Raw genomic sequence first — 12,484 nt, 5'->3', positions numbered from 1 at the left:
GGGGCGCTCGCTCATGCCTTGACGATCAGGCGATCGGCTCGGGGTCGATCTTCCAGACCTCACGGGCGTAGTCGCTGATGGTGCGGTCGGAGGAGAAGCGGCCCGAGCGGGTGATGTTCACCCAGGCCTTGCGCTGCCAGGCGCGGGTGTCGGCGTAGTCGGCCGCCATGGCGTCCTTGGTCTCGCGGTAGGAGGCGAAGTCGCCCAGGACGTAGTAGACGTCGGCCGGCTCGTAGGAGGGCTCCAGGAGGCTGCGGCGCAGGTCGGCGAACCAGCCCGAGCCGTTGTCGTCGAGGGTGCCGTCGGTGAAGGCGTCCAGGACGCGCTTGAGACCGGGGACGTTCTCGTAGTGCCACACGGGGTCGTAGCTCTCACGCAGGGAGGGCAGCTCGTCCTCGGTGGCGCCGAAGATGTAGGCGTTGTCGTCACCGACGGCCTCCAGGATCTCCACGTTGGCGCCGTCGAGCGTGCCCAGGGTCAGGGCTCCGTTCATCATGAACTTCATGTTGGAGGTGCCCGAGGCCTCCTTGCCGGCCATCGAGATCTGCTCGGAGACGTCAGCGGCCGGGATGATGTGCTCGGCCGGGGAGACGTTGTAGTTGTGGACGAAGACGACCTTGATGGTCTGGGAGACCACGGGGTCGTTGTTGACCAGGTCGGCGATGGCGTTGATGAGCTTGATGATGCCCTTGGCCCGGATGTACCCGGGAGCCGCCTTCGCCCCGAAGATGAAGACGCGCTTGGGGACCTGCAGGCTCGGGTCCTGCTTCATGCGGAAGTAGAGGTCCAGGATGTAGATGGCGTTGAGCAGCTGGCGCTTGTACTCGTGGAGGCGCTTGATCTGGACGTCGAAGATCGCCTCCGGGTCGATCTCGATCCCCTCGCGCTGGGCGATCCAGGTGGCGAAGTCCACCTTGTTGGCGTGCTTGATCTCCGCCAGACGGTCGTAGATGGACTCGTCCACGGAGTCGGTGTGCTCGGCCAGGACGGTGAGGTCCTTGACCCAGGTGTCCGAGCCGGTGACCTCGTCCAGGAGTGCTGACAGGCGCGGGTTGCACTGGCGCAGCCAGCGGCGCGGGGTGACGCCATTGGTCTTGTTGTTGAAGCGCTCGGGCCAGATGGCGTGCCACTCGCCCAGGGTCTCGCGCTTGATGATCTCGGTGTGCAGCGCGGCGACGCCGTTGATGGAGTAGGAGGCGTAGCAGGCGATCCACGCCATGTGCACCTTGTTCCCGGAGATGGGGGCCATGTAGTCGATGGTGCCCTGCTCCAGGCCGCGCTCGGCCATCTCGATGCGGAAGCGGCGGTCGATCTCGCGAACGATCTCCGTGATGCGCGGGAAGAGGCGGTCGAAGATGGAGATCTCCCAGGTCTCCAGGGCCTCGGCCAGCACCGTGTGGTTGGTGTAGGCGAAGGTCTTGGTGACCACCTTCCAGGCATCCTCCCAGCCCAGGTGGTGCTCGTCCAGAAGGATGCGCATGAGCTCGGGGATGGCGAGCACCGGGTGGGTGTCGTTGAGCTGGATGGCGTTGTAGTCGGCGAATCCGGACAGGTCCTCACCGTGGTGGCTGACGTAGTTGTCAACGATCTGCTGGAGGGAGGCCGAGCAGAAGAAGTACTGCTGGCGCACCCGCAGGACCTTGCCCTCGTAGGTGGTGTCGTTGGGGTAGAGGACGCGGGAGATGTCCGAGGTGCGCTCGCGCTCGACGATCGCCTCGGTGAAGCGCTGGGAGTTGAAGGCGTCGTAGTCGAACTCCTCGAGCGGCTCGGCCTTCCACAGGCGCAGGGTCCCCACGTTCTTGGTGCCGTAGCCGGTGATCGGCATGTCGTAGGGGATGGCGCGCACGGTCATGTCCTGGTATCGCACCAGGCGCTGGGCCTCCTCGTGGCGGATGACGAAGGGGTAGCCCTCCTCCATCCAGGGGTCGGGATGCTCGGTCTGGAAGCCGTCCTCGAAGAGCTGCTTGAACAGCCCGTAGCGGTAGAGGATGCCGAAGCCGTTGACCGGCAGGTCGAGGGTGGCGCAGGAGTCGAGGAAGCAGGCGGCCAGGCGTCCCAGACCGCCGTTGCCCAGAGCGGCGTCGGGCTCCTGCTCCAGGACGTCGGTGAGGTTGACGCCGAAGGAGCCGACGGCCTCGCGCGCCTCGTCGACCATCCCCAGGTTGGAGAGGTTGTTGAGCAGGGCGCGGCCCATGAGGAACTCGGCGGAGAAGTAGTGCTCCTGGCGTCCGGCGCTGTACTTCTGCTCGGTGGCGTACCAGTCGTCCGCAATGGTGTCGACGACGGCGGCGGACAGGCCCTGCCAGACCTCCATGAGGGTGGCCGCGGTGGCGGGTCGACCGGATACGGCGCGCACCTGCGCGGGGGCGCTCGTGACCAGCTTCTGTGTCATTCTTCTTCCCTTGTCAGGCATCGTGGTCGCCGACTGCAAGAGTCTTGCATCGGACTGAAATATCGTACATCGACGGGGGCAGGACCGACCGGAGCGCGCAGGGAGCACAAGGCGCCGGAGGCCGCGCGCCTGTGCGAGACATAGCCCAGACTACCGGCTCATAGGTGATGATGGTGGGCCGAGTTCAAGGATCTGATCACGTTATGAGCAGCAGACCGCGGTGGGGTGAGAGGCTCATGCCTCTCACCCCACCGCGGTGCGTGGTTTCAGCCCGGGTCAGTCCTGAGTCGGACGCAGGAAGACCGCTCCCATCGGGGGGACCCGCAGGCGCACCGAGGCCGGACGCCCGTTCCAGGGCAGGTCCTCGGCCTCGACATGGCCCAGGTTTCCCACGCCGGAGCCGCCGTACTCCTTGGAGTCGGTGTTGAGGACCTCCTCCCAGTCCCCGGCGAAGGGCAGGCCCACCCGGTAGCCCTCGTGCGGGGTGCCGGCGAAGTTGATGATGCAGACCATCAGGTCGGCCCGCCCGTCGGCGTCGGTCCCCTTGCGCAGGTAGGACAGGACGTTGTGGTCGCCGTCGCCGGCCTCGATCCACTCGAATCCTCGGTGGGAGAAGTCCTCGGACCACAGGGCCGGTGAGTTCCGGTAGAGGTGGTTCAGGTCGCTGACCAGGGCGAGCAGGCCCTGGTGACCGGGGTCGTCCAGGATCCACCAGTCCAGGGACGTGTCCGCGTTCCACTCGGTTCCCTGGCCGAACTCCTGCCCCATGAACAGCAGCTGCTTGCCCGGGTGGGACCACTGGTAGGCGTACAGGGCGCGCAGGCCCGCCAGCTCCTGCCAGGGGTCGCCGGGCATCTTGGACAGAAGGGAGCCCTTGCCGTGGACGACCTCATCGTGGCTCAGCGGCAGGATGAACTGCTCGGAGAAGGCGTAGACGAGGGAGAAGGTCAGCTCGCCGTGGTGGTAGCGGCGGTTGACCGGGTCCTCCGCGAGGTAGCGCAGGGTGTCGTTCATCCACCCCATGTTCCACTTCAGTCCGAAGCCCAGGCCGCCGTACTCGGTGGGGGCGGTGACGCCGGGCCAGGCCGTGGACTCCTCGGCGGCCATGAGGATGCCGGGGTTCTTCCGGTAGGCGGTGGCGGTGGCCTCCTGCAGGAAGCTGATGGCCTCCAGGTGCTCGCGGCCGCCGAACTGGTTGGGGTGCCACTGGCCGTCCTGGCGCGAGTAGTCCAGGTAGAGCATGGAGGCCACGGCGTCGACGCGCAGGCCGTCGGCGTGGAACTCCTGGAGCCAGTACAGGGCGTTGGCGACCAGGAAGTTGCGCACCTCGTTGCGTCCGAAGTTGAACACGTAGGTGCCCCAGTCGGGGTGCTCGCCGCGCTGCGGGTCGGGGTCCTCGTACAGCGGGGTGCCGTCGAAACGGGCCAGGGCCCACTCGTCCTTGGGGAAGTGGGCGGGCACCCAGTCCAGGATGACGCCGATGCCGGCCTGGTGGAGCTGGTCCACCAGGTAGCGGAAGTCGTCCGGGGTGCCGAAGCGCGAGGTGGGTGCGTAGTAGCTGGTGACCTGGTAGCCCCAGGAGCCGCCGAAGGGGTGCTCGGCCACCGGCAGGAACTCCACGTGGGTGAAGCCGGCCTCCTTGACGTAGGGGACCAGCTCCTCGGCCAGACCGCGGAAGCCCAGTCCCTGACGCCACGAGCCGATGTGGACCTCGTAGATGCTCATCGGTCCGCTGTGGGGGTCGGTGGAGGCGCGCTTGGCCATCCACTCCTGGTCCTCCCACTCGTGGAACTGGTCGGTGACCACCGAGGCGGTGGCCGGGGGGACCTCGGTGGCGCGGGCCATCGGGTCGGCCTTCTGGTGCCAGGAGCCGTCGGCGAAGCAGAGCTCGAACTTGTATCGTGCACCGACTCCGACGCCGGGCACGAACAGCTCCCACACGCCGGAGGAGCCCAGGGAGCGCATGGCGGTGGCGGTGCCGTCCCAGTAGTTGAAGTCGCCGACGACGCGCACGGCGCGGGCGTTGGGGGCCCACACGGCGAAGGCGGTTCCCTCGACCTCACCCATGGGGCCGTCGTAGTGCTTGACGTGGGCGCCCAGGACCTCCCACAGCTCCTCGTGGCGGCCCTCGGCGATGAGGTAGGTGTCCATCTCGCCCAGAGTGGGCATGTAGCGGTAGGGGTCGTCGACGGTGGTGGTCTCGTCGCCGTAGGTGACCTTGATGCGGTAGTCGGGGACCTCCTGACCGGGCAGGACCGCCACCCAGACGCCGTCCTGCTCGTGGGTGGCCGGCTGGGTGCCGTCCTTGGTGACGATGACGACGTCGTCGGCCAGGTGCCGGACGGTGCGGATGGTGACTCCGTTCTCGCCGACGTGGGCGCCCAGGACCTCATGCGGGTCGTGGTAGCGCGCATAGGCGACGTCAGCCAGAATCCAGGGGTCCACGGGGACAGGGGCGAGGTCGGCCGCGGCCTCGGAGCCGAGGTCCTTCTCAGGGGTGTTGGCGCTCATACAGCAACTCTTCCATGCGTTGGTGAATAACGGGTGCTTTTGGACGTCGAACCGATGGGGATGATGGGGATGGAGGATCGTCGCGTGCTCAGCCCTCCGTGTGCTTGGACAGGACCGACTCGATCCCCGCCATAGGGATGCTCAGCCAGTCGGGACGGTTGCGGGCCTCGTAGACGGCCTCGTAGAGGGCCTTGTCGAGCTCCAGGCAGGTCAGGACCGTCTGATACGACGCCTCCGTCTGCTCCGCGTTGTGTGACGAGGTTGGTGCTGGGGCCTGCGAGCCGGTCTGCGCGGCGCCCTCGGGGGCGGTCTCCCGACGTCCCTGGCGGTAGCCCTCCTCGAAGGCGGTGCGCACGGCGCCCAGCCAGTCGGGGTGGGGGGCCTTGCCGACGGCAGCGGCGTAGTCGAAGGAGCGCAGCATGCCGGCCACGTCCCGGGCCGGCAGGTCGGGGTCGGAGCGCTGGGCCAGGGGGCGCAGGGGCTCGCCCTCGAAGTCCAGGACGTACCAGCGCTGCTGGCCGCCGACCTCGTGAAGCACCTGTCCCAGGTGGTAGTCGCCGTGGATGCGGGTGGCTGGCTCCAGAGCCGGAAGCGACTCGAGCCGCTGCAGCGTCTGCTCCACCTTGAGCTCCAGGGCCCGGATGTGGCCGGAGAGCTCGGGCACCTCCTCCAGCGCCCACCGGGCGCGCTCGCTCAGCGCGGCAGCGAGCTCGGCCGGTTCCGGCGGCCGGCTCGTCCCCAGGGAGACGGCCAGGTGGTGGTGCATCTGCGCCGTGGTGCGCCCCAGATCCCGGGCCAGGTCCACGGCCCGGGTCCGCACCGGTCCGTCGACGTCGTCGGTGGAGGCCAGTGAGCAGAACAGCTCGAAGCCGTCATCGGCCCGTGGGACGAAGCTGCATGCCACCGCCGAGTCGGTGGACTCCTGCAGGGTCGGCTGGCCGCAGCCGCCCGTGCGGGTCCAGTCCAGGGTGGACCAGGCCACCGGCGTGCGCACCCGGTCCCAGCCGCTGCGGGCCAGGGCCACTGACAGCTCCACGTCGGGGTTGCGCCCGTGCTCCAGGACCCGCAGGAGCTTGACGATGAGGTCCCCGGTGGCGGCGTCCTGCTCCCCGAGGGCCTCATCTGGGCTGGTGGGGGCCGGCAGGATGACGGAGGTGTTGGACTGCTCCCCGGTGGTCACTCGCAGCCTCGGTGCGCGCTGGGCGATGGCCAGGGCGCCGGCCTCGCCCAGGACGGTGCCCGCCTCCAACGCGCTCAAGGCCCAGACGCGCCAGAAGGCCGGGTGGTGGGCGCCGTCGACGAGCGCCACCTGCGCAGGCGCCCCGCCGGAGGCGGTTGTCAGCAGCAGGCCATGGTTGCCGGGCGCCTCACCGGGGGTGGCGAAGGAGTCGAGCGCGTCGGCGGCCTCCAGGACCACCGGCACGTGCAGCAGCACCATCCCGTCATGGTGACCGGTCTCGGCCTGATTGCCCCGCAGGGCGGCGATGACGAGATCGCGCACCCCCGCCTCCGGCTCCCAGGAGGCGATGATGCGCAAGGAACCCAGCGGCGGGGCGGCATCCCCCTTGAGCGGGAACCATCGCCGCTGAAGCATCCACGGTCCCAGCGCCGCCAGGATCTCGGCGTCACTGGGCCAGGTCGACGGCGCCTGGGCGCTGCGCAGGGACCGTGCCGGCACGGAGGCGGGCTGCGGTGCGGTGGAGATCGGCTCGTTGGGCATCAGACTTCCTCGGTCGGGTGGTTCTCATGGTCGCCTTGAGAGGCGTCGGGCTCGGTCCTGTCAACGGACAGCCAGTAGTATCCGCGCGCCCCCAGCGTCAGGGTGAGGCGGCCGCGGTCGTCGACGGGCGGGAAGGCGCAGCCCCCGAACAGGTCCGTAGTGCCCCTGCCCGCCAGTTCGGGAACCTCGATCGTCACCGATCGGGGGGTGGCCGAGAGGTTGGCGACGCACAGGAGGGTCTCGGCCCCCTCCACCGGCGTCTCGTCGCAGCGCGTGTGCGCCAGGACGGCGTCCTCGCTGGTGGGGCGCAGGAGGAAGCTCCCGCGCCCCAGCACGGGGTGGGAGCGGCGCAGGAGCAGGATCCGCCGAGTGAAGTGCAGCAGTGAGTCGGGCCGGGCCATCTCGGTGGCCACCGTCAGGTGCGCGTATCCGGGGGCCTGGATGAGCGGAAGCGTCAAGGCGCCGGGATCGACCACGGAGGAGAAGCCCATGTTGGGGGAGTCGTCCCACTGCATGGGGGTGCGCACGGCGTCGCGGTCCTCCAACCAGATGTTCTCACCCATGCCGATCTCGTCGCCGTAGTAGAGACAGGGGCTGCCCGGCAGCGACAGGAGCAGGGCGTAAGCGAGCTCCACCTCGGCGCGCGAGGCGTCCAGGAGCGGTGCCAGCCGGCGTCGGATCCCGATGTTGGCGCGCATGCGCTCCTCGGGGGCGTACCAGGCGTACATCTGGTCGCGCTCGGCGTCGGTGACCATCTCCAGAGTCAGCTCATCGTGGTTGCGCAGGAAGGTTCCCCACTGCCCGTGAGCGGGAATGTCGGGGGTCTTCTCCAGCACCCAGCGGATGGCCTCGGCCGAGCCCTGCCGCAGCGCGTAGAAGATGCGCGGCATGACCGGGAAGTGGAAGCACATGGTGCACTCGGGCGACTCCTCGGTGCCGAAGTACTCCACGACGTCCTCGGGCCACTGGTTGGCCTCGGCCAGTGTGATGGTGCCGGGGAACTCCCGGTCGAGCATCTCGCGGATCCCGGCGATGATCTCGTGGGTGCCGGGCAGGTTCTCGCAGTTGGTGCCCTCCGACTCGGTCAGGTAGGGGATGGCGTCGAGGCGGAAGCCGTCCACCCCGGTGCGCGCCCAGAAGCGGATGACGTCGTGGATCGCCTCGATGACCGCCGGGTTGCGGTAGTTGAGGTCGGGCTGGTGGGAGAAGAAGCGGTGCCAGTAGAACTGGCCGCGCTCGACGTCGTAGGCCCAGTTGGACTCCTCGGTGTCCACGAAGATGATGCGGGCGTCGTCGTAGCCTGAGTCGTCGTCGGCCCACACGTAGAAGTCCCCGTAAGGACCCTCGGGGTCCGAGCGGGAGGCCTGGAACCAGGGGTGGGCGTCCGAGGTGTGATTGACGACCATGTCGATGACGATGCGGATCCCGCGCTGGTGGGCCTGATGGACCAGCTCCCGGAAGTCCTCCATCGTCCCGTAGCGCGGGTCGATGGCCGTGTAGTCGGAGATGTCGTAGCCGCCGTCACGGACGGGTGAGGGGTAGAAGGGTGGGATCCACACGCAGTCGACGCCCAGCCATGCCAGGTAGTCCAGTCGGGAGATGAGCCCGCGCAGGTCCCCGACGCCGTCGCCGTCGGAGTCGGCGAAGGAGCGCAGCAGGGCCTCGTAGAAGACCGCCGTGCGGAACCACTCGGGGTCCGGGCTCAGGCCGGGTCGGGCCTGAGCCGGCAGGGCCGGCACCCCGGGGATCGGCGGAGCCACCGCCAGAGGCATGGGGATCCCACCGCTGGGGGTGGGGATCGCCGCCATGGCTGCGGTGCCGGCAGCGGCCACGGGAGCCGCGATGGGGACGCCCGCCGCGGGCTGGTTGAAGGTTCCTGCCGGCCCCGCGGCGGGGACCTCGCTGCCGGTGGGCATCGGGGCCGCACTCATCGGATCGGTGCTCACAGCGGCTCCACGGAGAAGACGTGAGCGGCCTGCCCGGCGAAGGGGTCAAGACGCACATAGTTCTGACCCGACCAGTCGTAGGTCTCGCCGGTGAGCTCGTCAGTCACCTTGACCACCGGGCGCGAGGCGTCGACCCAGCCGGGCAGGCCCAGGGCCTCCAGGTTGAGGTAGACCTCGCCGGCCCGCGCCCCGTGCGGGTCGAGGTTGACCACCGTCAGGATGACGTCGTCCTTGCCCGTGGGGCTGTGGAAGGCGTCCACCCGCTTGGAGTAGGCGAGGATCTGGTCGTCGCTGGTGGGGTGGAAGTAGATGTCCCGCAGCTGGCGCAGCGCCGGGTGGGCGGCCCGGGCGGCGTTGAGGCGGGTGAGGAGGTCCTCGATGCCGTTGCGGCGCGCGGCGGCGAAGTCACGCGGCTTGAACTCGTACTTCTCGTTGTCGATCTGCTCCTCGTAGCCCGGGCGCGGCGTGGACTCGGCCAGCTCGTAGCCCGAGTAGATGCCCCAGGTCGGTGAGAGCGTGGCCGCCAGGACGGCGCGCAGCTTGAAGGCCGGTACCTTCCCGTTGGTCATGAAGGGGGTGAGGATGTCGTGCGTGGTGGGCCAGAAGGCCGGACGCAGCAGGTGGGCGGTGTCCTTGCTGAGCTCCATCATGTACTCGATGAGCTCTTCCTTGGTGTTGCGCCAGGCGAAGTAGGTGTAGGACTGGTGGAAGCCGATCATGCCCAGGGTGCGCATCATGGCCGGGCGGGTGAAGGCCTCGGCCAGGAACAGCACGTCAGGGGACTCGGCGTGGATCTCGGCGATGAGGCGCTGCCAGAAGGTCAGGGGCTTGGTGTGGGGGTTGTCCACCCGGAAGATCGTCACGCCGTGCGCGATCCAGGTGCGCACGACCTCCAGGATCGCCTGGTAGATGCCCTCGGGGTCGTTGTCGAAGTTGAGCGGGTAGATGTCCTGGTACTTCTTGGGCGGGTTCTCGGCGTAGGCGATGGAGCCGTCGGCCAGGACCGTGAACCACTCGGGGTGCTCGGTCACCCACGGGTGGTCCGGGGAGCACTGGAGCGCCAGGTCCAGGGCCACCTCCATGCCCAGCTCGCGCGAGCGCGCCACCAGGGCGTCGAAGTCCTCGAAGGTGCCCAGGTCGGGGTGGATGGCGTCGTGTCCGCCGTCGGGGGAGCCGATGCCGTAGGGGGAGCCGGGGTCGCCGGGACGGGCCGTCAGAGTGTTGTTGCGGCCCTTGCGGTTGGTCAGGCCGATGGGGGAGATGGGCGTGAGGTAGAGGACGTCGAAGCCCATGGCCGCGATGCGGTCCAGTCGCTCGGTCGCGCTGCGCAGGGTCCCCGAGTGCCAGGCGCCGTCCTCGCTGACCCCTGACCCCAGCGAGCGCGGGAAGATCTCATACCAGGAGCCGGTCAGGGCGCGCTCGCGGTCCACCTGGAGGGGGTACGCGGCGGAGGGGGAGACGTGGTCGCGCAGCGGCAGGCGCTCCAGGGCGGCCTTGACCGAGTCCGACAGGCCCGCAGCCAGGCGGTCGGCCACGGGGTTGGAGGGGTCGCGCATGATCCACACGGCGTCGTTGAGGGCCTTGACGCCCTCCTCGTCGCGCCCCTCGACGGCCACCGCCCGGTCCAGGACCCGGGCGCCCTCCTCCAGCATGAGCTCGACGTCGATGCCGGCGGGCACCTTGATGCCGGCGTCGTGGCTCCAGGTGGCGTACGGGTCCGACCACCCCTCGACGCGGAAGCGCCAGTCCCCGGGGGCGTCGGGCGCCACGGAGGCCTCGTAGCGGTCCAGGCCCGGGGCGATGTCGTGCATGCGGGCGCTCGGGCCGTCGGTGCCGTCGGGACGCACCAGGACCGCGGTGGCGCCGTAGCGGTCGTGCCCCTCGCGGAAGACGGTGGCGCGGATCGGGATGACCTCGCCGACGACGGCCTTGGCCGGCCAGCGCCCGTCCTCGACGACGGGGAAGACCTCGGTGACCGGGATCCGGCCGATCAGCGAGAACGGGGCCGGCTGTGGCGTCGCGGAGGTCGCGGACGACACCGATGGCGTGGTCTCCGTTCCGGTGCCCTGGGCGGGCGCGTCGGTGGGAGCGGCAGAGGACTTGGAGGGACGGGTGGACTGCTTCTTGCCGGCCTTCGGCGTCGTGTTCGGAGTCACAGGGGCAAGACTACGGTGAGAAACGACCTGAGTCACATGTCCGCTCGCAGGGCGCTGATCGGCCCGGTACGCGCGTCGCGAACCGGGCCGATCCGGGCGTTGAGCCTGTGGGCTCAGCAGACGACAGCCGTCAGTAGTTCATCTGCATGGCGGTGCGGACGTCGTCGAGCGTCCTGGTGGCGATCTCGTTGGCCCGGGCGTTGCCCTGCCTCAGTACCTCCAGGAGGTAGTCCTCGTTGGCCGCCAGCTCGGCGCGACGGGCCCGGATGGGGGCGAAGAACTCGTTGACGGCCTCCGTGGTGACCTTCTTGAGCGTGCCCGCGCCGCCGTCACCGATGCGTTCTGCGATCTCCTCGGGAGTGCCCGCCCCGCACAGGGAGGCCAGCATCAACAGGTTGGAGACCTCCGGTCGGTTGACCGGGTCGTAGGTGATGACGCGCTCGGAGTCCGTCTTGGCCTTCTTGAGGGCCTTGGCGGTCTCATCGGCGCTCATGCGCAGCTCGATGGTGTTGCGGCGCGACTTGCTCATCTTCTCCCCGTCCAGGCCCAGCAGCATCGGGGCCTGGCTGAGCAGCGCCTCGGGGCGGCGGAAGACCGGGTGGTCCTTGACCGCCCGCCCGTAGCGCTTGTCGAAGCGCTGGGCGATGAGCCGGGCCTGCTCCAGGTGGGGGAGCTGATCCTTCCCGACGGGTACGAGGTTGGCCTGGCAGAAGAGGATGTCGGTGGCCTGGTGGACCGGGTAGGTGAGTAGCAGACCGCTCATGGCCCGCCCGTCGGTGGCCTCCAGCTCGGACTTCACCGTGGGGTTGCGGTGCAGCTCGGACTCGGTGACCAGGGACAGGAAGGGCAGCATCAGCTGGTTCTGGGCGGGGACCGCCGAGTGGGCGAAGATCGTCGAGCGCTGCGGGTCCACGCCCACGGCCAGGGCGTCGGTGACCAGGGACAGGACGCGCTCGCGAATGGGCCCGACGCCGTCGCGGTCGGTGATGACCTGGTAGTCGGCCACGAGGATCCAGGTCTCCACGCCCGCGTCCTGGATCGTCTTCCAGGAGTGCATGGTGCCGAAGTAGTGGCCCAGGTGCATGTTCCCGGTCGGGCGGACCCCGGTGAACATCCGGTAACGGCCGGGGTTGACGGCGATATCGGCCTCGATCTCGGCGGAGCGGGCGATGGATCGGGCCAGGGAGGCGTCATTGGTGGCGTTGGCCAGGGCCTCCTCGGCCGCGGTGGGGGTCTGAGTCATGACCTCATCCTAGGGGGTGCGCTCTTAGCGCTGATGCGGAGTTCGCCGGCCCGGGTGATGGACCCCAACGTCCTGCGCTTCGGTGACTTATCCGATGAAGAACGTGAAGAGGGGTGAGCGCTCGAAGCTGTCGCCTGCGCCACCTCGATTTTCGTCAGGGTGGTGACGTGGGGCCGCAGATAACAGGATGGTTACGTTCTTGTGGCTCCGAGTGGGTGTTTGTCCACTGTTGGTGATGTGAGAAGGTTTTGGTGGGTCTTCGTAGTGATCCGGGTGTTTTTGGTGTGGGGAATCCGTTGGTGTGGGGGTGGCCGGCGGGGTCGTTGCGGTTTCCGCCGGAGGTCTGGCAGCGGGTGCTGTGGGCCTGGCGGAGGTGGTTGAGTCGTCACGAGGGGGTGGCCCGGGGACTGTTTCGGCTGTCTCGGATCAGCCAGCGCATCACGATCGTGTTGCTGGTGGTGGCTGTGCTGGTGGTGCCGCGCCTGGCTGTCGCGTTGAAGCCGGTGGTCTGGATGC

Annotated in this window: 6 protein-coding genes; all 6 read right to left on the bottom strand. The window is 68.9% G+C overall.

Translation table 11 applies throughout. The annotated features are described in order from the left end of the window. Nucleotides 1-25 precede the first annotated feature (25 nt). Complete coding sequence (locus BKH28_RS09255) at nt 26-2,392, bottom strand: glycogen/starch/alpha-glucan phosphorylase (protein WP_075418529.1); 2,367 nt, start codon at nt 2,390-2,392, stop codon at nt 26-28. A 276-nt stretch (nt 2,393-2,668) separates the two neighbouring features. Next, nucleotides 2,669-4,903, bottom strand: coding sequence for a 1,4-alpha-glucan branching protein GlgB (gene glgB / locus BKH28_RS09250; protein WP_075418528.1), 2,235 nt, complete (start codon nt 4,901-4,903; stop codon nt 2,669-2,671). Between the two features lie 88 nt (nt 4,904-4,991). Then, on the bottom strand, nt 4,992-6,623 hold the full coding sequence (locus BKH28_RS09245; RefSeq protein ID WP_075418527.1) for a phosphotransferase: 1,632 nt from the start codon (nt 6,621-6,623) through the stop codon (nt 4,992-4,994). Further along, complete coding sequence (gene treS, locus BKH28_RS09240; protein ID WP_256695660.1) at nt 6,623-8,395, bottom strand: maltose alpha-D-glucosyltransferase; 1,773 nt, start codon at nt 8,393-8,395, stop codon at nt 6,623-6,625. The genes BKH28_RS09245 and treS overlap by 1 nt, the downstream gene beginning before the upstream one ends. Before the next feature lie 170 nt (nt 8,396-8,565). Continuing rightward, nucleotides 8,566-10,725 carry an alpha-1,4-glucan--maltose-1-phosphate maltosyltransferase gene (locus tag BKH28_RS09235; protein ID WP_275531625.1) on the bottom strand — a complete coding sequence of 720 codons (2,160 nt, stop codon included), beginning with the start codon at nt 10,723-10,725 and terminating at the stop codon, nt 8,566-8,568. A gap of 130 nt (nt 10,726-10,855) precedes the next feature. Next, nucleotides 10,856-11,968 carry a tryptophan--tRNA ligase gene (gene trpS / locus BKH28_RS09230; protein WP_075418525.1) on the bottom strand — a complete coding sequence of 371 codons (1,113 nt, stop codon included), beginning with the start codon at nt 11,966-11,968 and terminating at the stop codon, nt 10,856-10,858. Between the last annotated feature and the right edge of the window lie 516 nt (nt 11,969-12,484).

The sequence above is a fragment of the Actinomyces oris genome (assembly GCF_001937665.1).
Taxonomy (GTDB): domain Bacteria; phylum Actinomycetota; class Actinomycetes; order Actinomycetales; family Actinomycetaceae; genus Actinomyces; species Actinomyces stomatis.
This window is presented reverse-complemented; position numbering and strand designations above follow the sequence as displayed.